Source organism: Streptomyces sp. NBC_00212 (genome assembly GCF_045206365.1).
In the GTDB taxonomy this organism is placed as follows: domain Bacteria; phylum Actinomycetota; class Actinomycetes; order Streptomycetales; family Streptomycetaceae; genus Streptomyces.
In genome coordinates, this window is sequence record NZ_CP108115.1 from 2,027,713 (window position 1) to 2,047,763 (window position 20,051).

Annotated in this window: 16 protein-coding genes; 11 read left to right on the top strand and 5 right to left on the bottom strand. The window is 72.9% G+C overall.

The genetic code is table 11. The features are described from left to right. The first annotated feature begins 44 nt into the window (after nt 1–44). Complete coding sequence (locus OHA17_RS09365; protein ID WP_406505757.1) at nt 45–527, top strand: DUF456 domain-containing protein; 483 nt, start codon at nt 45–47, stop codon at nt 525–527. A 76-nt stretch (nt 528–603) separates the two neighbouring features. Continuing rightward, nucleotides 604–984 carry a PPOX class F420-dependent oxidoreductase gene (locus OHA17_RS09370; protein WP_398877346.1) on the top strand — a complete coding sequence of 127 codons (381 nt, stop codon included), beginning with the start codon at nt 604–606 and terminating at the stop codon, nt 982–984. 7 nt (nt 985–991) lie between these two features. Here OHA17_RS09370 and asnB read toward each other — a convergent pair whose 3' ends face one another. From asnB to rsgA, 4 genes are all read right to left on the bottom strand, one after another. Then, a complete protein-coding gene (gene asnB, locus OHA17_RS09375; RefSeq protein ID WP_406505759.1) occupies nt 992–2,833 on the bottom strand; it encodes an asparagine synthase (glutamine-hydrolyzing) in 1,842 nt (613 codons plus the stop codon). A 211-nt stretch (nt 2,834–3,044) separates the two neighbouring features. Next, nucleotides 3,045–4,145 carry a calcium:proton antiporter gene (locus OHA17_RS09380; RefSeq protein ID WP_398877348.1) on the bottom strand — a complete coding sequence of 367 codons (1,101 nt, stop codon included), beginning with the start codon at nt 4,143–4,145 and terminating at the stop codon, nt 3,045–3,047. 42 nt (nt 4,146–4,187) lie between these two features. Continuing rightward, a complete protein-coding gene (locus tag OHA17_RS09385; RefSeq protein ID WP_406510673.1) occupies nt 4,188–5,561 on the bottom strand; it encodes a bifunctional transcriptional activator/DNA repair enzyme AdaA in 1,374 nt (457 codons plus the stop codon). Nucleotides 5,562–6,058: 497 nt separating this feature from the next. Continuing rightward, on the bottom strand, nt 6,059–7,165 hold the full coding sequence (gene rsgA, locus OHA17_RS09390; RefSeq protein ID WP_406510674.1) for a ribosome small subunit-dependent GTPase A: 1,107 nt from the start codon (nt 7,163–7,165) through the stop codon (nt 6,059–6,061). Between the two features lie 375 nt (nt 7,166–7,540). Here rsgA and OHA17_RS09395 point away from each other — a divergent pair, with 375 nt between their 5' ends. From OHA17_RS09395 to OHA17_RS09405, 3 genes are all read left to right on the top strand, one after another. Next, a complete protein-coding gene (locus OHA17_RS09395; protein ID WP_406505762.1) occupies nt 7,541–8,356 on the top strand; it encodes a toll/interleukin-1 receptor domain-containing protein in 816 nt (271 codons plus the stop codon). A gap of 330 nt (nt 8,357–8,686) precedes the next feature. After that, nucleotides 8,687–10,435 carry an ABC transporter permease gene (locus OHA17_RS09400; protein WP_406505764.1) on the top strand — a complete coding sequence of 583 codons (1,749 nt, stop codon included), beginning with the start codon at nt 8,687–8,689 and terminating at the stop codon, nt 10,433–10,435. Nucleotides 10,436–10,463: 28 nt separating this feature from the next. Then, a complete protein-coding gene (locus OHA17_RS09405) occupies nt 10,464–11,885 on the top strand; it encodes a nitrate/sulfonate/bicarbonate ABC transporter ATP-binding protein (RefSeq protein WP_406505766.1) in 1,422 nt (473 codons plus the stop codon). Nucleotides 11,886–12,170: 285 nt separating this feature from the next. On the opposite strand, the gene OHA17_RS09410 is transcribed toward OHA17_RS09405, so the two are convergent. Further along, entirely contained in the window at nt 12,171–12,572 is a 402-nt protein-coding gene (locus OHA17_RS09410; RefSeq protein ID WP_406505768.1) for an ArsR/SmtB family transcription factor, read from the bottom strand. Nucleotides 12,573–12,720: 148 nt separating this feature from the next. Here OHA17_RS09410 and OHA17_RS09415 point away from each other — a divergent pair, with 148 nt between their 5' ends. The 6 genes from OHA17_RS09415 to OHA17_RS09440 all read left to right on the top strand — a co-directional run bounded on the left by OHA17_RS09415 (nt 12,721) and on the right by OHA17_RS09440 (nt 20,002). Further along, nucleotides 12,721–13,194 carry an NADH-quinone oxidoreductase subunit B family protein gene (locus OHA17_RS09415; RefSeq protein WP_398877353.1) on the top strand — a complete coding sequence of 158 codons (474 nt, stop codon included), beginning with the start codon at nt 12,721–12,723 and terminating at the stop codon, nt 13,192–13,194. Further along, on the top strand, nt 13,191–15,185 hold the full coding sequence (locus OHA17_RS09420; RefSeq protein WP_406505770.1) for a proton-conducting transporter membrane subunit: 1,995 nt from the start codon (nt 13,191–13,193) through the stop codon (nt 15,183–15,185). Before OHA17_RS09415 ends, OHA17_RS09420 begins: the two co-directional genes overlap by 4 nt. Then, the gene (locus OHA17_RS09425; RefSeq protein ID WP_406505772.1) at nt 15,182–16,135 is read left to right on the top strand and encodes a respiratory chain complex I subunit 1 family protein; all 954 of its coding nucleotides are present in this window, start codon (nt 15,182–15,184) and stop codon (nt 16,133–16,135) included. The genes OHA17_RS09420 and OHA17_RS09425 overlap by 4 nt, the downstream gene beginning before the upstream one ends. Before the next feature lie 4 nt (nt 16,136–16,139). Continuing rightward, nucleotides 16,140–16,805 carry a hypothetical protein gene (locus OHA17_RS09430; RefSeq protein ID WP_406505774.1) on the top strand — a complete coding sequence of 222 codons (666 nt, stop codon included), beginning with the start codon at nt 16,140–16,142 and terminating at the stop codon, nt 16,803–16,805. Between the two features lie 93 nt (nt 16,806–16,898). Then, nucleotides 16,899–18,527, top strand: a complete 1,629-nt coding sequence (locus OHA17_RS09435; RefSeq protein WP_406505776.1) for a proton-conducting transporter membrane subunit — start codon at nt 16,899–16,901, stop codon at nt 18,525–18,527. Next, nucleotides 18,524–20,002, top strand: a complete 1,479-nt coding sequence (locus OHA17_RS09440) for an NADH-quinone oxidoreductase subunit C (protein ID WP_406505778.1) — start codon at nt 18,524–18,526, stop codon at nt 20,000–20,002. The genes OHA17_RS09435 and OHA17_RS09440 overlap by 4 nt, the downstream gene beginning before the upstream one ends. Nucleotides 20,003–20,051 lie beyond the last annotated feature (49 nt).

The following is a 20,051-nucleotide window of genomic DNA, read 5'->3' on the forward strand; positions in this document are numbered from 1 at the left end:
CGCCTGGGACTGCGGAAACGGTCCGTTTCCTGCACCCTTGGCAGATGGGCGTGTGGCAGCTCCTCGCGGTCGGGGCGGTGATCCTGATGGGCCTGTGCGGCGTCCTTGTCCAGGGCGTCCCCGGGCAGGCGATCGTGTGGGCGGCCGTCGCGTGGTGGGCGCTGGACGACATCACCGGGCTCGCCTGGGGTGTCCTGGTGGGGGCCACCGGCGTACTGCTCCTGAACCAGGCCCTCAGGCCGTTCCTGCCGCCGCGCCGCTTCAAAGCGGCGGGAGTGGTCAAGAGATCGGTGCTGATCGCGGGCGCGGCCTCCGTCGCGGGGTTCTTCGTGCTACCCGTGGTGGGCGGGATCGCCGGGTTCATCGGCGGTCTCTACGGCGCGGAACGGGTGCGGCTCGGCAGCCGCGGCGACGCCTTGGCCTCGACCCGTACGGCCCTTCGCGCGGGCGGCTACTCGGTGCTGGCCGAGCTCTTCGCCTGCCTGCTGGTGGCCGGGGCGTGGCTGGGCGCGGTGATCTGGGGCTGAAGGAGAGGCGCCGCACCTCAAGTCCTAGGTCCACGACCCGATGACGGGGCCCCGCCACGCGTGTGAGGCTGGCGGCATGACCGAATTCAGCGAGGCCGAGCGCACGTATCTCAAGAGCCAGCGCCTTGGCCGGCTCGCCACCGTGGACGGGAAGGGCCAGCCGCAGGCCAACCCCGTCGGGTTCTTCCCGCAGGACGACGGGACGATCCTCATCGGCGGGTACGCCCTCGGCACCACGAAGAAGTGGCGCAACCTCCAGGGCAACCCGAAGGCGGCCCTGGTGGTCGACGACGTGGTGAGCGTACGGCCGTGGAAGGTGCGCGGGGTCGAGATCCGCGGAGTGGCCGAACTCCTCACCGGGGCCCACGAGTTGGGCCCGCACTTCAGCGAGGAGCTCATCCGCATCCACCCGCACAAGATCCACAGCTGGGGCCTGGACGAGCCGGGCCCCAGCTAGGCGGCCCCTATGCCAGCTTCAGCTCCGGCTTGTACAGGTCGAGCCAGATCGCGAGGTCCAGGGTGCGCTCCAGGCCGCGGCGCGATGCCTGGTGGATCTGCGGGGCGCTCACGTCGGCGGCCCGGCGCAGGCCCTCCCGGTCGATGAGGTCGAAGACCGGGTGGGACGGCTGGGCGAGCAGGTCCTTGGCGTGGCCCTGGAGGGCGATCGCGTACTTCGGGTCCTGCGTGGACGGGTACGGGCTCTTGACCCGGTCGTACACGGACTTCGGGACGACGTCCTTGGCCGCCTCGCGCAGCAGGCTCTTCTCGCGGCCGTCGAAGGACTTCAGCGACCAGGGCGCGTTGTATACGTACTCGACGAGCCGGTGGTCGCAGAACGGCACCCGCACTTCGAGCCCGACGGCCATGCTCGCGCGGTCCTTGCGGTCGAGCAGGACGCGCACGAAGCGGGTCAGGTGGAGGTTGCAGATCTTGCGCATCCGGTACTCGAAGTCGCTCTCGCCGTCCAGGCGTTGGATGCCGGCGACGGCGGTGTCGTAGGAGTCCTTGATGTAGGCGGGGAGGTTCAGCGCGGCCGAGAGGTCGGGGCGCAGCAGGCCGGAGTCGTCGCCGAACTGCTCGGCGAACTTGACGAGCCAGGGGAACATGTCGGCGTTGCGGGCGTCCTCGTCGAAGAACTGCTTGTAGCCGCCGAACACCTCGTCCGCGGACTCGCCGGACAGGGCAACCGTGGAGTGTTCGCGGATCGCCTTGAACAGCAGGTAGAGCGAGGTGTCCATGTCGCCGAAGCCCATGGGGATGTCACGGGCCCGGATGACCTTGGCGCGCACCTCGGGGTCGGCGAGCGACTGGGCGTCCAGGACGATGTCCTGGTGGATCGTGCCGGAGCTGCGGGCCACGTCGTGGACGTAGGGGGTGTCGGGGGTGGCGCGGAGTTCGTCGGCGACGAAGTTCTCGGTCTGGCCGACGAAGTCCACGGCGAAGCTGCGCACCTGCTCGCCCACGTCGCCGAGCTGGCGGGCGGCGAGCGCGGTCAGGGCGGAGGAGTCGAGGCCGCCGGAGAGCAGCATGCAGCGCGGTACGTCGGCGACGAGCTGGCGCCGGACGATGTCGTCGAGCAGCTCACGGACGTGGGCGATGCTGGTCTCGCGGTCGTCCTCGTGCGCACGGGTCTGAAGGGACCAGTAGGTGTGGGTGCGCAGGCCGCCGCGGTCGACGGTGACGACGGTGCCGGGCTCGACCTCCTTCATGCCGTCCCACACGGCGTGGCCGGGCGTCTTGACGAAGGTGAACAGCTCGCGCAGGCCGTCGAGCGAGACCGAGCGGCGGGCAAGGGGGTTGGCGAGGATCGCCTTGGGCTCGGAGCCGAAGAGCACGCCGTCGGCGGTCTCGTAGTAGTAGAAGGGCTTGATGCCCATCCGGTCGCGGATCATGACGAGGCGCTGGACGCGCTCGTCCCAGATCGCGAACGCGTACATGCCGTTGAGGCGTTCGGCGACGGCCTCGCCCCATTCGAGGTAGCCGTGCAGGACGACCTCGGTGTCGGAGTCGGTGGTGAACCGGTGCCCGCGGGCGGCGAGTTCGGCCCTCAGCTCGGTGAAGTTGTAGGTCTCGCCCGAGTAGACGAGGGCGACGGTCTGGCCGCCCGCTTCGACGGTCATGGGCTGGCGCCCGCCCGGAAGGTCGATGATCGCGAGCCTGCGGTGGCCGAGAGCGGCCGGCCCGTTGGCCCATACGCCGCGGTCGTCGGGACCGCGGCAGTCCATGGTCTCGGTCATCGCGTTCAGGGTGTCCCGCTCGGCGCGCAGTTCACGGTCGAAGGAGATCCAGCCGGTGATGCCACACATGGTGCCTCCTGCTTGGCCTCTCCGGCCGGAGGGGGGACGTACCGCCGGCCGAATCAGATGTATTGAGCAACTACCTACCTCTCGATCGTGTGCCTCGGCAGGCGGCCCGTCAACATGGCCGTAACACCGGTGACTTGAAAGCATCGCTTAGTCGGCCGGGAACGTATGCAGAACGAGCCGTCGGTTGCGGGCCGGGGCTAAGGGCCTGTGTCTAAGGGCTGATCGCGAGCACGATGTACGCGGCGAACAGCGAGAGGTGCACGCCGCCCTGCATCAGGGTGGCGCGGCCCGGCACGACGGTGAGGATGCCGACGGCGACCGTCAGCGCGAGCAGCACCATGTGGCTGGCGCCGAGGCCGAGGACCAGAGGCCCGGACAGCCAGATCGTCGCGAGCGCGACGGCCGGAATGGTGAGGCCGATGCTGGCCATGGCCGAGCCGAGGGCCAGGTTGAGGCTGGTCTGCACGCGGTCCCTGCGGGCCGCGCGCACGGCGGCGATGGTCTCGGGAAGCAGCACGAGCAGCGCGATCACGACGCCGACGACCGAGGCGGGAAGCCCGGCCGCCGCGACCCCCCTCTCGATGGTGGGCGAGACCCCCTTGGCCAGGCCCACCACGGCGACCAGCGCGACGCCGAGCAGGGCGACGCTGGTCCAGGCGGTGCGCGCGGAGGGCGGGTTGGCGTGGGCGTCGTCGCGCATCACCTCGCCCTGCTGGGTCACCGGCAGGAAGTAGTCGCGGTGGCGCACGGTCTGGGTGGCGACGAAGAGCCCGTACAGGAAGACCGAGGCGATCGCGGCGAAGATCAGCTGGGCGGGCGAGAACTCGGGGCCCGGCTTGCTGGTGGTGAAGGTCGGCAGGGCGAGGCTGAGGCCCGCGAGCGTGGTGACCGTCGCGAAGGCGGTGACCGTGCCCTCGGCGTTGAAGACGGCGTATCTGCGGCGCAGGGCGCCGACCAGCAGGCAGAGACCGACGATGCCGTTGCAGGTGATCATCACGGCGGCGAAGACGGTGTCGCGGGCGAGCGAGGCGCTCTTGTCGCCGCCGTCCGTCATCAGGGTGACGATCAGCGCCACCTCGATGACGGTCACCGCGACCGCGAGCACGAGCGACCCGAACGGTTCGCCCACCCGGTGCGCGACCACCTCCGCGTGGTGCACCGCGGCGAGCACCGCGCCCGCCAGGAAGCACGCGACCAGGGCCACGAGCCCGGCGGGCAGCGAGCGCCCCCAGGTCAGCGCGAGCAGCACGACGGCGAGCAGCGGCATCAGCGCCGACCAGCGGTCCAGGGGCAGGCGCGCGAGACGGATCATGCCTTCGACGTTCTCAGAAGTGGCCGGGCGCCGCCCGTCGGGCTACTTCCCCCTGCCCGCCTCGACCTGGAGGTGGCGGCGGGCATAGGAACGCCAGGGCCGCCAGGCGTCCTCCCCCTCTGCCGGCCCGACGTCGGGGTCGCCGAGCGCCCGCGTCCGGATCACCGCGACGGTCGCCTCGGCCATGCCGGGCAGGGTGCGCAGGATGCGGGCCGCCTCGTCGCGGTCGGCGCCGGCGTCCAGGCGCAGGGTGACGTCGGCGAGCGCGGCCGCCAGGGCGGCGAGCTGCGGGTCGGGGTGGCCGGCGAGCACCGCGGGCTCGGGGAACAGGTGGGTGAGCCTGCCGCAGGGCACATCCAGCCGCTTGCCATACGTCTCAACGAGCACGGCGGAGCCTTCCCTCCCCACCAGCGCCCGCACCGCACATTCGTCGGGGTCGGCGGCGCCCGGCGAGCGCAGACCCGGGGTGCGCGCGACGAGCGGGGCGAGCCGGGGATCGGCGCCGAGCCGCTCGTCGACGGCGTACGGGTCGGCGTCCAGGTCGAACAGGCGGCGCAGGCGCTGCACGGCGGTGGTGAGATCGCGCAGGTCGGTGAGGTGGATCCGGGCGTCGAGCCAGCCCTGGCGGGCCGCGGTGTGCGCGGGGGCGGCCTCGTCGACGGCCACGACTGCGGTGCCGTGCGGCAGCCGCAGGGTGCGGCGGTAGGTGCGGGCGCCGGGCTCGCCGACGATCTCCTCGACGCACGCGACGGCTTCGCCCGCCAGCAGATCGAAGGTCTCCCTGGTCGCGTACGGGCCCCGGTGGGCGAGCCGCAGCGGGATCCCGGCCGCCGCCGTGACGCCGGGCTTGGTGGCCCGGGTGCCGGCCTCCTCGCGCAGGCCGCTGGGGGTGCGGGCGTAGATCTGCCGGATCGTGTCGTTGAACTGGCGCACGCTCGCGAACCCGGAGGCGAAGGCGATCTCGGTGACCGGCAGCGACGTGGTCTGGAGCAGCACCCGGGCCGAGTGGGCGCGCTGGGCCCTGGCCAGGGCGACCGGGCCCGCGCCCACCTCGGCGGTGAGCTGGCGCTGCACCTGCCGGGTGCTGTAGCCGAGCCGGGTCGCGAGCCCGGGCACGCCGTCGCGGTCCACCACGCCGTCCCCGATCATGCGCATGGCCCGGCCGACGACGTCGGCCCGCGCGTTCCACTCGGCGGAGCCGGGCACGGCGTCCGGGCGGCAGCGGCGACAGGCCCGGAAGCCGTGGCCCTGGGCGGCGGCGGCGCTGGGGAAGAACCGCACGTTCTTCCGCCGGGGCGTGACTGCGGGGCAGCTCGGTCGGCAGTAGATGCCGGTGGTCGCCACGGCGAAGAAGAACTCCCCGTCGAACCGGGCGTCCCTGCTGCTGACGGCTTCGTACCGCGTGTCCTCGTCCATCACGCTTTCCAGTGTGCGGGGTCCCCTGCGGGGTGGCTGGCGGGTTTCGGACCCCGACCCGGCGAGGTGCGCTGGGGCTCCGCCCCAGACCCCGTTCACCCCTGAAGGGCGCTCGTCCTCAATCCCCCCAAGGCCTCAAGGGCCAGGGGAACCCCCATGACGGGCTGGGTATGCCCGTACCGCACCCTGCCAGGGGCGCGGGGAACTGCGCGACCAGCCATCCACGGCCCGCAGCCGAACCCACCCGCTCCCGGAGGGTCTTGGCTTTGGTCCGAGCAGGTGAGAGGTCCGCCCCCGTTGCCTTCACTCCCTGCTGTGCGAGGTGGGCGAGCGCTCGCCCTGTGCCGCATCCGGTCCTCGGGGCACCCGGGGACAGAGCAAGGGGGGCGTGGCTTTCGGGGCATGGGGGATCAGTCCCAAGGGGGTGGGGCTGGTGGCACTCAGTCCGGAGCATCGGGAAGGGCGGCGTGGGGGCCCCAGGGTGGAGCCCCCGGGGGTCAGCGCAGGCGGCCGCGCTTGGCTTCCATGTTGGCGCGCCCCTCCGCCCCCTTCGCCTTCCAGTCCCGCCGGATCTCCGCCCGCAGCCGCGCGTCCGTCTTCGCCACGATGCGCTGGTTCTCGCGCAGCAGCTTGCGGTAGCTGTCCAGGCGGCGTTCCGCGAGCGAGCCGTCCTCGATCGCGGCGAGCACCGCGCACCCCGGCTCCGCATCGTGCGCGCAGTCGTGGAAGCGGCAGTCCGCGGCCAGTTCCTCGATCTCGGCGAAGACCTGGCCGACGCCGGACTCCGCGTCGTACAGGCCGACTCCACGCAGCCCGGGGGTGTCGATGAGGACGCCGCCGCCCGGCAGCACCAGCAGATTGCGGGTGGTCGTGGTGTGGCGGCCCTTGCCGTCGACCTCGCGGGCCGCCTGCACCGCCATCACCTCCTCGCCGAGCAGCGCGTTGGCCAGCGTGGACTTGCCCGCGCCGGACTGCCCGAGCAGCACGCTCGTACCGCCCGCGACGACCGCCGCGAGGATCTCGACGCCTTCGCCGGTCGTCGCGCTGACCGGCAGCACCTGCACCCCGGGCGCGGTGGTCTCCACGTCCTGGACGAGGTAGGAGAGCCCGACCGGGTCGGGGACCAGGTCGGCCTTGGTGAGCACGACGAGGGGCTGTGCGCCCGACTCCCAGGCGAGCGCCAGGAACCGCTCGATGCGGCCGAGGTCGAGCTCGACGGCGAGCGACACCGCGATGATCGCGTGGTCGACGTTGGCCGCGAGGATCTGCGCCTCGGACCGGTTGGAGGAGGTGCTGCGCACGAACGCGGTGCGGCGCGGCAGGTACGTACGGACGAACCGGGGGTCGCCCACCGGCTCGACGGCGGCCCAGTCGCCGGTGCAGATGACCCGCATCGGGTCGTGCGGGGTGACGAACGCGGTGTCGGCGCGCAGGGTGCCGTCGGCGGTCACCACGTCGCACTGGCCGCGGTCGACACGGACGACCCGGCCGGGCACCAGGCCCTGTTCGGCGTACGGGGCGAACTCGGCCGCCCAGGCGTCGTCCCAGCCGTATGCGGCGAGCGGGCGCGACGAGGTGGAGGTGTTGAACCCGGAGTCGTTCAACTCAGCCGTGTTGAACGCGGAGTTGTCGAGCGAGGAGAGGAACGAGGAAGACAAGGGGAACCCTTCGAAGGGCGGCCCCGGCGCCACGCGCTCGGGCGTGGAGGAAGAGGTGGGTCAGCCGGAGACCACGGGGATGCGTTGGATGAACTTCGGGATGCGGGCAGCGCCCTTCGCAACGACAGCCATCGTTCACACCTCCCCAACCAGGTCACTTCACCGGCGACGACCCCGACAATCTTCGGTCGTCACTCGAACAGGCTCGACTCTAGACATGGGCGGGACGCGACGCCAGTCATTTAATTCCGCAGCTACCGCGCCCCCTTACGGAGGCGTACTCGCGCAATGCCCCACCTCGCCGGAAGGCGTCAACTTACAGTGGCGCCATGGGATTTCATCCCGGACACCCGCTTTGCGGAGGTGCTGACCGCCGTGCTGCCCGGGCCTCGGGCCGCCGACGCCCTGGCCCCGTTCGCGGGCGGCACCCTGGCACAGAAGGCGAGCCGTGCGGTGCGGGAGCAGCACGCGGCCGAGCTGCTCGAAGGCCTCAGCCGCGAGGAACTGGCCGACCTCCTGGAACAGGCCCGGCCGTCCGGCGCACCGCCGCCACGGCTGCGGCCCGGCGAGCCGCCGCCACCGGCGACGGTGCTTTCCCCGTTCGGCCTGCGAGCCGCCCCGCGCGTGTTCATCTCGTACGCCCACGAGGACGACGACGGCGCCCACATCGACCAGGTGCGCACGCTCTGGCGGCTGCTGCGCGGGCTGGGCATCGACGCGCGGCTCGACCTTCCGGCGGGCGAGGAGCCCCAGGACTGGGCCCTGTGGACGGACCGGCAGTACCGGGCCGCGGACTTCGTCCTGGTCGTCGCCTCGCCCGCCTACCGGCGCCGCGCCGAGGGCACCGAGCGGCCCGGGACCGGAGCGGGCGTGGCCTGGGAGGCGCGGCTCATCCGCAAGGAGATCTACGACCGCACCGGCGACTGGTACCGCCTCATCCTCAGGGCCGTCCTGCCCGGCGGTTCGCTCGACGACCTGCCGGACTACCTCGGCGGCCGCACCACCACCTACTGCCCGGTCGACCCGATCACCGCCGAGGGCGCCGAGAAGCTGGTGCGCTACCTCACCGGCCAGCCGTACGAGACCGGCGCCGCCCTCGGCGCCGTCCCTCATCTCCCGTCCCGGCCTCCTGAGTAACGCCGGCCGGGCCCCGCGCCCCTTATTTGCGCATCAGCGCAAGAACCGGCAGACTGCACGGGTCGCTGGAAACCGCATCACCGAAGGGGGCAGCCATGGACGCGGATCCTCCCAGTCCGCGCCGCCCCGCCGGGCGTCTCTGACCCTTCCCGTCACCTCCCGCCCCTCGGCACCGCGCCCGGGGCCACGGCACGGCGTGCCCCGATCCTCCGGGCCCCGTACCCCTCCCTCCCCCTTTCCTTTCTCACCACGCCGGGCTCCGCCGCGCCGGGGTGCGCGGTCGCGCCCCCGGGGCTCCTGTGCCCACAGTGTGGTCGGAGGTTTCTTGTGATGTCGTTCCGGACGAGCAGCCCCGCACCGCGGGTCACCTCCCGCTTCGCAGGCCGCCTGGCCCGGCTCAGCTGGGTCGACGCGGTGGTCGCCGCGGCCGTGCTCGTGCTCTTCTACGTCGTGCTCCAGGTGGGCCACGGAACCACGGTCCGGTTCTCCACCGATCAGTCGATCAAGGTCGACACCGATCCCGCCCAGCTGCCGTACGACGCCGCCCGCTCGCTGCTCCGCATGTTCATCGCGCTGGCCGCCTCGATCGTCTTCACCTTCGTGTACGCGCTGGCCGCTGCCAAGAGCAGGCGCCTGGAGCGCATCCTGATCCCGGCCCTGGACATCCTCCAGTCGGTGCCGGTGCTCGGCTTCCTCACGGTCGCCGTCAGCGGGTTCATCGCCCTGTTCCCCGGCTCCATGCTGGGCCTGGAGTGCGCGTCGATCTTCGCGATCTTCACCTCGCAGGCCTGGAACATGACGTTCGGCTTCTACCACTCGCTGACCTCGCTCCCCCGTGAACTCGACGAGCTGTCACGGTCGTTCAGGTTCACGAGGTGGATGCGGTTCTGGAAGGTGGAACTGCCCTCGGGGATGATCAGCCTGGTCTGGAACGGCATGCTCAGCTTCGGCGGCGGCTGGTTCTTCCTCGTCGCCTCGGAAGCCATCAGCGTCAACAACCGGGACTACGCCCTGCCCGGCGTCGGCTCCTACGCCGGCGCGGCCATCACCGACGGCGACCTCGGCAAGGTCGGCTGGGCCATCCTCACCATGGCCGTCATGGTCATCGGCGTGAACTTCGTCTTCTGGCGACCGCTGACCGCCTGGTCGGAGAAGTTCAAGAACGAGCAGTCCGAGGCGAGCGAGGTCCAGCGCTCGGTCGTCCTGGACTTCCTGCGCCGCTCCAGCTGGCCGCAGCTGCTCGGCAAGGCGCTGCGTCCGGCGGGCCGGGCCCTGAGCAGCGCGGGCCGCGTCCTCGGCACCGACGACCGGCCGCTGCACGTCGACGGGGCTCGTCGGCGCACCGGCGACATCACCTTCACCGTCGTCGCGGGCGGCCTCATCCTGTGGGGCCTTTTCGACCTCGGCCGCTACCTCCAGGACGAGACGGGCCTCGGCGTCTTCGGCGAGCCGCTGCTGCTCGGCCTCGCGACGCTGGCGCGGGTGGTCGTGCTGGTCGCGGCGGCCACCGTCATCTGGGTGCCGATCGGCGTGAAGATCGGCTTCTCGCCGAAGCTGACCCGGATCGCCCAGCCCGTCGTCCAGGTCCTGGCGAGCTTCCCCGCCAACTTCCTCTTCCCTCTGGCCGTCTGGTTCTTCCTCAAGACCGGCCTGTCCATCAACATCGGCGGCATCCTGCTGATGGCGCTCGGCGCCCAGTGGTACATCCTCTTCAACACCATCGCGGGCGCCATGTCGATCCCGAGCGACCTGCGCGAGGCCATGGACGACCTGGGCGTACGCGGCTGGCAGCGCTGGAAGCGGCTGATCCTGCCCGGCATCTTCCCCAGTTACGTCACCGGCGGCATCACCGCGTCGGGCGGCGCCTGGAACGCCTCGATCGTCGCGGAGGTCGTCACCTTCGGCGGCACGACCCTGACCGCCACCGGCCTCGGCGCCTACATCGCCAAGGCCACCGCCTCCGGCGACTTCCCGCACCTGATCGCGGGCGTGGCGGTGATGAGCCTGTACGTCGTCGGCCTCAACCGCCTTCTGTGGCGCCGCCTGTACCGGCTCGCCGACACCCGCTTCGCCCTCTGAAAACCCCTGAGCGTTTCTGGAGCCCCTCATGGTTCTGAACACCCTTCGCACCCTGCGCAACGCACGGCACGCGGTCGCCGCGCCCGCGCCCCGCCCGGCCGACGGCGAGATCCTCCTTGAGACGGTCGGCCTGACCAAGGCCTACGCCGGCGCGGACGGCGAGCTGCCCGTCCTCGGCGGGATCGACCTCCAGGTGCGGGCCGGCGAGGTCGTCGCGCTGCTCGGCAAGTCGGGCTCCGGCAAGTCGACGCTGCTGCGCTGCCTGGCCGGGCTCGTGCCTCCGAGCTCCGGCACGGTGTCCTACCGGGGCGCCCCGCTGACCGGCGCCAACCCGGGCACCGCCATGGTGTTCCAGACGTTCGCACTGCTGCCCTGGCTGACCGTGCTGCAGAACGTCGAGCTGGGCCTGGAGGCCCGGGGCGTACCGGCGGACGCCCGCGCGGACGCGGCCCGCCAGGCCATCGATCTGATCGGCCTCGACGGCTTCGAGTCCGCCTACCCCAAGGAGCTGTCGGGCGGCATGCGCCAGCGCGTCGGCTTCGCGCGGGCGCTGGTCGTCGAGCCGGACGTCCTGATGATGGACGAGCCGTTCTCCGCGCTCGACGTGCTGACCGCGGAGAACCTGCGCGGCGAGCTGATGGAGCTGTGGGAGTCGGGCCAGTTCCCGACCCGGGCGATCGTCCTGGTCACGCACAACATCGAGGAGGCGGTCCTGATGGCCGACCGGATCGTGGTGCTCGGCTCTCGGCCGTACGGCACGATCCGCGAGACGTTCGAGGTGGGTCTCTACCGGCCGCGCGACCGCGACGCGCCCGCCTTCGAGGAGCTCATCGACCGGGTCTACCGCACGATGACGGGCCGCGCGAAGGAGACCCATCCCCAAGGTCTCACCTCCGTCCGAGGCGGGGAGACCCCGTCCCCCGGCCGCCCCGAGGGCCTCGAACCCGACCGGCGCACCCCGGCTAACACCCCGCTGCCCGGGGCCAGCGTGGACGGCCTGTCGGGCCTCGCCGAGATGGTCGCGCACCGCGGCGGCAGCTGCGACTTGGCGGACCTCGCCGACGACCTCGGCCTGGAGATCGACGACGTGCTGCCGCTGGTGGACGCCCTCGAACTGCTCGGCTTCGCGGCCGTCAGCGACGACGACCTGGTCCTGACCGACCGGGGCACCACGTTCGCGGGCGCCGACGTCCGCAGCTCCAAGCGGATCTTCGCGGAGGCGGGGGCGGATGCGCCGCTGGTCCGCCTGATCACGACCAGCCTGCGCCAGAGCCCCGACGGCACGCTGCGAGCGGGCTTCTTCCGCGACGTACTGGCCCACCACTACACGAGCGAACAGGTGACGCAGCAGCTGGAGACGGCGACGGACTGGGGCCGGTACGCGGAGCTGTACGGGTATGACGCGGAGCGGGAGGAGTACCGGCTGGACGAGGGGGCCGCCACCGCGTAGCCCCGGCCGGGCCCGATGCCTCTGTCCGCTTCGCGGAGGTGCGGGTCTCGACTGCGGGCCGGGATGCTTCGAGGGACGCGCGAGCGTTCGGCTGCGGGCCGTGGGTGGCTGGTCGCGCAGTTCCCCGCGCCCCTAGCAGGGTTGACCTTCGCAGGGTGCCCATGCAGGCATACCCAGCCTGTCATGGGGGTCCCCCCTGGCCCTTAAGGCCTTGGGGGAGATTGAGGACGAGCGCCCTTAAGGCGCGAACGGGGTCTGGGGCAGAGCCCCAGGCAGGGTGGGTCGCTACTCGGCGACGGGGCGCGGGGCCCTGGCCCGGCGGACGGCCCGTACCGGCGCAGCCCCCTCGGCCGCGGCAGGGGCGGAGGCAACCCCCTCGGCCGACGCAGCGAGGGCCACCACGGACGCCTCCTCCAAAAGCGAGCGCACGCCCGGCCCGGCCGCCCGGTAGAAGATCCGCGTACCGTCGCGCCGCGACGTGACGAGCCCGGCCGAGCGCAGCTTGGCCAGGTGCTGGGACGTCGCGGCGACATGCGCCCCGAGAAGCTCCGCCAGCGCGCTCACCGGCAGCTCGGCTCCGCTGAGCGCCCACAGCAGGCGGTACCGCGAAGGGTCCGCCACCGCCTTCAGGACGGTGACCGCCCGGTCGGCCCGCTCCGCGTCCCAGCTCTCCATTTGCGCTCCCATGCAAATAGCGTAACGGAGCCGGGCCGCGCCCCCGCAGGCAAGCCGCAGCCCACACGGGAGCCAACCCCTCCCCTCCAGGTCGCCAAACCTTGTCAAAGCCCGCGATCCGCTCGTAACCGGAATCCGGCCATGGCCGGTTGTGCCGGGCATGAGTCTGCTGCGCAAGATCCGTGAGACCGGGCGGGTGGCGGAGGACGCCCCGCCGCGCCCCACTCCCGGCGACTTCCCCGCGCTCGCCGGATCGGCGCAGGTCCGCTGCGTGGACGCCGGGTCGTGCAACGGCTGCGAGATCGAGATCGCCGCGGCCTTCGGGCCGGTGTACGACGCCGAGCGGTACGGCGCCCACCTCGTGCCGTCCCCGCGGCACGCGGACGTCGTCCTGGTGACGGGCCCGGTCACGCGGAACATGAAGGTGCCGCTGCGCCGCACGGTGGCCGCGATGGCGGAGCCGAACGTCGTCGTGGCGGTCGGCGACTGCGCCCTCGACTGCGGGGAGTTCAGCGGGGGTTACGGGGTCGAGGGGGCCGTCGCCGATGTCGTGGACGTCGATCTCACGGTGCCCGGCTGCCCGCCCCGGCCGGAGCAGATCGTCGCGGCGCTGCGCACGGTGACGGGCCGGTGAGCGCGGCCAGCGGCACACTGACCGCCGGGGTGGGAGTCGCCGGTCTCGTCGCGGGCGTGACAGCGCTCGACGGCGGGCACTGGACCGCCGAGCTGCCCTGGCTGCTTCCGCTCGGCGGGGTGCGCCTGGCGGTGGACGCGCTGTCGGGCCTGTTCATGGCCGTCGCGGGCGCGGTGGTGCTCGCGGTCGCGGTGTACGCGGCCGGGTACGGGCGCGCGTCGCGGACCGCGAGCTGGGTCCTGCCGGGGTTCGGCGCGGTCCTTGTGCTCGTGCCGGCCGCCGGTTCCGTCTCCACGTTCCTGCTCCTGTGGGAGCTGATGGCGGTCGGCTCGCTGGTCCTGGTGCTCGGCGAGCACCGATGGGGGCACCTCCCTGTTCATGGGGGTCCCCCCTGTTCGAGCGAAGCCGAGAACTTGGGGGAGGAGTCGAGACCTTGGGGGAGGCGCGCGGTGCGCGAGGCGGGGGTCTGGTACGCGGTGCTGACCCAGCTCGGCTTCGTGGCCCTGCTCGCCGGACTCGCGCTGTTCGCCGCGCTGGCCGGCGGCCAGACCTTCCCCGAACTGCGCGCCGCGGCAGGCTCGTTGGGCCCGGTGTGGCGCGGCACGGTCTTCGCGCTGCTCGCCGTGGCGTTCACCTCGAAGGCCGGAATCGCCCCCCTGCACGCCTGGCTGCCCCGCGCCTACACCGAAGCGCCCGACCCCGTCTCGGCGCTGATGAGCGCGACGATGGTCAACCTCGGCGTGTACGGGATCATCCGTTTCGGGCTCGACCTGCTCGGCGGGGGCTCGCCCTGGTGGTGGCTCGGGCTGATGGGCGCGGGCGGGGTGTCCGCCGTGTACGGCATCCTCCAGGCCGCGATGGCACCCGACCTGAAGCGGCTGCTCGCGTACTCCTCCAGCGAGAACATGGGCCTGGTGCTCATCGGGGTCGGCGCGGGCGGCCTGTTCGCGGCCGACGGCGACCGGCGCCTGGCCGGCCTCGCCCTCGCGGCGGCCCTGCTCCACCTCGTCAACCACTCCGCTTTCAAGGGCCTGTTGTTCTGCGCGGCCGGCTCGGTGGTCCGCGCGACGGGCGTACGGGATCTGGACAAGTTGGGCGGGCTTCGCGCCCGGATGCCGGTCACGGCCGCGCTGTTCGCGGTCGGCGCGCTCGGCGCGGTGGCGCTGCCGCCCGGCAACGGGTTCGCCGGGGAGTGGCTGCTGCTCCAGTCGCTGATCCACGGGCTCGCGGTGCCGGGCATGGCGACGGCCGTGGTGCTGCCGCTCGCGGTCGCGGTGATCGCGCTGAGCGCCGGGCTCTCGGCGGCCGTCTTCGTGAAGGCGTTCGGCGTCGGGTTCTTCGCCCGGCCGCGCGGCGAGGCGGCGGCCGGAGCCCAGGAGAGCCCGCCCGCGATGCTCGCCGGAATGGGGCTGCTCGCCCTCGCCTGTGTCGGACTCGCCCTGTTTCCAGGGGAGTTGGGCCCCGCGCTCGACCGGGTCGTGACGGTCGCGGGCGCCGAGCCGACGGTCGGCGGGGGCGCCGGGGTGCGGCTGCGGACCTTCTCGGGGGCGCTCGCCCCGCTGTGGATCGCCGTGGCCCTGACGCTTGCCGCGCTGGGCACGGCCGCCCTCGTACGCCTGCTGGCACGGCGGCCCCGGCGCACCGGCGCCAGGCTGTGGGACTGCGGGGGCGGCGCGCCGACGGCCCGGATGACGTACACGGCGACATCGTTCGCCGAGCCTCTGCAACGGGTCTTCCAGCAGGTGCTCGCGCCCGAGCAGGACGTCAGCGTCACGCCCGTACGGGAATTCGCCTATCTGGAGGAGCGGGTGCGGTTCCGGCACCGGGTGCCCGACCGGATCGAGCACCGGCTCTACCGTCCGGTCCTCACAGCACTGTCCGCCGTCGGGCAGTCCGCGCGGCGCCTGGCCACCGGGTCGATCCACCTCTATCTCGGCTACGGCTTCTTCGGCCTGGTCTCGCTGCTCCTCGTCCTGGCGGTGGGCTGGTGAACGTCATCTCGGCGGCCGCGGTGGCCGTGCAGGTGGGCGGTGTCGCGGCCGGTGCGCCGCTGCTCACCGGGCTGATGCGACAGGTACGGGCGAGGCTGGAGGGACGGGCCGGGGCCGGTGTCGGCCAGCCCTGGCGGGATCTGCGCAAGCTCCTGCGCAAGGAGGCGGTGACCTCGCTCGGCACGGGCCCGGCGTTCCGCGCGGCCCCCGTGCTCCTGGTCGCGACGACCGCCGTGGTCGCCGCACTCGTACCACTGGCCTCGACCGACACGGTGGTGAGCGGGAGTTCGGACCTGATCGTGGTGGTGGCGCTGCTCGCCCTCGGCACGGTCACGCTCGCGCTTGCCGGGCTCGACAGCGGGACGGCGTTCGGCGGGATGGGCGCATCCCGCGAGATGACCCTTGCCGCGCTCGTCGAACCGACCATCCTGGTCTCGGTGTTCGCGCTGTCGCTGCCGACCGGCTCGACGAACCTCCCCGCGATCGTGTCGGGCGCGCTCCTGGACCCCGACCGGCTCGTCTCGCCCGCCGGGCTGCTCGCCACGGCCGCCCTCGCGGTGGCCGTACTCGCCGAGACCGGACGCCTGCCCGTCGACAACCCCTCCACCCACCTCGAACTGACCATGGTGCACGAGGCGATGGTCCTGGAGTACGCGGGCCCCGACCTGGCGCTCGTCGAGCTCGGCGCCCAGATGCGGCTCACCGTGCTGCTCGGCCTGCTCGCCTCGCTGTTCGCCCCCTGGGGCATCGCCACGACCGCCTCCGCGGGCGCGCTGGTGATCGGCCTCGCGGTGTGCGCGGGCAAGGTGGCGCTGCTCGGGGCCGCGCTCGCGGCGGCGGAGGTGTTCTGGGCGAAGCTCCGGCTCTTCCGGGTGCCCGAACTCCTCGCCGGTTCCTTCCTGTTGTCGCTGCTCGCGGTGACGGCTTCGTACTTTCTGAGCGGGGCGTGAGCCGGTGCTGAACGACACGCTGTTCACCAAGCTGCTCGACCTGTGCTGCGGGGCCTTCCTGCTCGCGGCGGTGGTCATGCTGTGGCGGCGCGAACTGGCCGCGGAGGTGCGGGCGTTCACCCTGCAAGGGGTGGCTCTCGCGGGCGTCGCGGCGCTGCTCGGGCTGCACGAGACGCGCTGGGACCTGGTCTCGGTGGCCGTCGGCATCGGACTGCTCCGGGCCGGGGCACTCCCCTATCTGCTGCGCCGCGCCCTCGCGGGCGGCGGCGTCCCCGAGGAGACACAGCCCCTGGTCAAGGGTGCGGGCTCGCTCCTGACCGCCGCCGCCCTCACCCTGCTCGCGTACGTGGTGGCCCGGCCGCTGGTGGCGCTGAACCCGAACCCGGTCACCCGGGCGCTGCCGGTGGGCCTCGCGGTCGTCCTGATCGGCTTCTTCGTCCTGGCCACCCGGCGGCACGCGGCCGCCCAGGTCATCGGGTTCCTGCTGCTCGACAACGGCATCACGGCGATCGCGTTCCTCGCAGCGTCCGGGGTGCCGCTGATCGTCGAACTCGGGGTGTCCTTCGACCTGTTGCTCGCGGTGCTCGTACTGCACATCCTCACGACGCGGATGCGGGACGTCTTCGGGTCGGCGGCGCGGATCGACGACCTCCAAGAGCTTCACGACTGAGCGCCGCCCCCGCCCCTTCCCTCAACCGGGGCGCCGCCCCGGACCCCGCTCCTCAAACTCCCCCAGGGCCCCAAGGGCCGGGGAGCGGCCCCCATGAGAGGCACACACATGCTGACCACCCTGCTGCTCGTCGCCCCCGTCGCGACTCCGCTCAGCGTCAGTGCCGGGCATGCGCTGCGTGCCCGGCGGGCCGACATCCGGGTCAGGATTCCGGCCGCCCGCACCGCGCCGGCCGACGTCCTCGTACCGGTCGGGGCGGGCGGGCCCGCCGAAGCCGTGCCGCTGGACACCCACCCACCCGAACCACCGACACCGACGCGGAGCCGCGGCTGGGCAGGGCTCGTCTCCCCCGCCGCGATGCTCGCCTGCGGGGCGGCGCTCGCCGCCCAAGTCCCCCGCACCGGGCCCGTGTCGGCCTTCGGGGAGGTGTTGCGGGCCGACGCGCTCACCGTGTGGATGCTGCTCGTCGTGGGAGCCGTGGCAGCCCTCGCCGTCGCGGCGGGGCCCGCGCACCTGGCCGGGGAGCGGGCGGCCGGACGGGCCGCCGACCGGACCGTGCACCGCTACCACCTCCTGGTGCACGCCTTCCTCGCCGCGATGTGCCTGGCCGTACTCGCCGGAAATCTGGGGGTGCTGTGGGTGGCGGTGGAGGCGACCACCGTGGTGACCGCGTTCCTCGTCGGCCACCGCCGCACCCGTACCTCCGTCGAGGCGGCCTGGAAGTACGTGGTGATCTGCTCGGCGGGGATCGCGCTCGCCTTCCTCGGCACCGTGCTCGTCTACTACGCCGCCCGCCGGGCCGGAATCCCCGAGACGGGCGCGCTCGACTGGCGGGTCCTGGTCGCCCACGCGGGCAGCCTCGACCCGAACGTCACCCGGCTCGGCATCGCCCTGGTCGTACTCGGCTACGGCGCCAAGGCCGGGCTCGTGCCGCTGCACGCCTGGCTTCCGGACGCGCACAGCCAGGCGCCCTCGCCGGTGTCGGCCCTGATGTCCGGGGTGCTGCTCGCCGTGTCGTTCTGCGCGGTGCTGCGGTACAAGGTGATCGGGGACCTGGTGCTCGGCACCGGCTTCGCGCGCGGGCTGCTCGCCGCCATCGCGCTGCTCACCCTCGCGCTGGCGGCCGGGCTGCTGCTCGCGCAGCGCGACTACAAGCGCATGCTGGCCTATTCGAGCATGGAGCACATGGGGCTCATCGCGCTGGGCGCCTCGTTCGGCGGGCCGCTCGCCCTGTCCGCCGTACTGCTGCACATCGCCGGGCACGGGCTCGCCAAGACGGTGGCGTTCTGCGCGTCCGGGCAACTGCTCCAGTTGCGCGGGACCTCGCGGATCGGCCGGATCCGAGGGCTGGTCGCGCTCTCGCCGGTGCTCGGCGGAGCGCTCGCGCTGTCCGTCGTGGCGCTGCTCGGGCTGCCGCCGTTCGCCCTGTTCGCCTCCGAGCTCGGCCTGGCACGCGCCGGGTTCGCGGCCGGCCTGGGGTGGCCGCTGGCCGTCGGCCTGCTCCTCGCGCTCGTCGCGTTCGCGGCGCTCGCCGCGCGCACCGCCAAGATGGTGCTCGGCCCGGCCCCGGCGGGCCTCACCGCGCCGGTGCGGATCGGCGCGGCCCGCGGGCTGCCCCTTGGCGGGGGCCTGCTGTGCTGCGCCGCGCTCGGCCTGACCGTACAACCGCTGCTGCCGCTGCTCACCGCGGCCGCGGACATCGCCGCGGGGGCCGCCCGGTGAACCGCAGGACCGAGGAGATCGGGGCGCCCGAACTCTCTTGTCAGGCACGGAAGTTGCTTGACTCGGGGCAGCGTCTCGCGCTGGTGGCGGCGCACCACGACGAGGGCGCCGTGCGCGTGGTGTACCTGTTCGTCTCGGGGCCGCCGGACACCCGTACCGAACTCCACGTACGCCTCGACCCGGACCACCCCTCGGTCCCGACCCTCGCCCAACTCTCCTTTCCCGCAGGGCGGTTCGAGCGCGAGATGCGGGATCTGCACGGCGTGGTGCCGCGCGAGCACCCGCTCCCGCACCGGCTCGTACGCCACTACCACTGGCCGCGCGGCTGGTACCCGATGCGGCCCGACGCCGGGGCCGCGCCGCCGTTCGGCGAGCAGGAGGGGCCGTATCCGTTCCTCGCGGTCGAGGGGGACGGGGTGTACGAGATCCCGGTGGGTCCCGTGCACGCCGGGCTCATCGAGCCGGGGCACTTCCGGTTCTCGGTGGTCGGCGAGACCATCATCCGGCTCAAAGCGCGGCTGTGGTTCGTGCACAAGGGCATCGAGAAGCTCTTCGAGGGGCGGGACGCGGCGGGCGGGCTGCGGCTGGCCGAGCGCGTCAGCGGGGACACCGCGATCGGGCACGGGCTCGCGTACTGTCTCGCGGTCGAGGAGGCGTACGGCGTCGAGGTGTCCGAGGAGGCCCGCCGCGCCCGGGCGCTGCTGCTCGAACTGGAGCGACTGCACAACCACGTCGCCGATCTCGGCGCACTCTGCAACGACGTCGGCCACTCCATCCTCAACTCCCATGCGCTGCGCATCCGCGAGCAGTTGCTGCGGCTGGCCGACGCGACGACGGGACACCGGCTGCTGCGCGGCGCGGTCGTGCCCGGCGGCGCCCGCCTGGCCTCGCTGCCGGACCCGGCGCAGCTGGCGCGGATCGCCGTCGACCTCGGGGAGACCACGGAGCTCGCCCTCGGCCACGCGACGGTGCGCGACCGGTTCACCGGCACGGCCGTGCTCAGCGCGCAGGCGGCGCGGGACCTGGGGTGTCTGGGCTATGTGGCGCGGGCGAGCGGCCTGAGCGCCGACGCCCGGTTCGGCCATCCCTTCACCACCGAGGGCCATCCGCGGGTGCCCGCGACGCAGGCCTCGGGCGATGTCCTCGCCCGGTTCCTGGTGCGGGCCGAGGAGGCGCAGGCCTCCCTCGAACTCGCGGCGCGGCTCGCAGCTGAGCTGCGGCCCGGCGACATGACGGTGCCGCTGCCGAGGCGCCCCGCGGGGTCGAGCGGAACCGGCATCGTGGAGGGCTGGCGCGGGGCGATCACCACACGAGTCGAACTCACGCCCGCCGGCACGCTGACCCGCGTGAAGCCGGTGGACCCGTCGTTCTTCAACTGGCCCGCCCTGCCGGTAGCCCTGGTGGACACGATCGTCCCGGACTTCCCCCTGGCCAACAAGAGCTTCAACCTGTCGTACGCGGGCAACGACCTTTGAGGGCCGCCGCGTGTCCGTTTCGTACAAGACTCCCGTCGGGGCCGCTGCC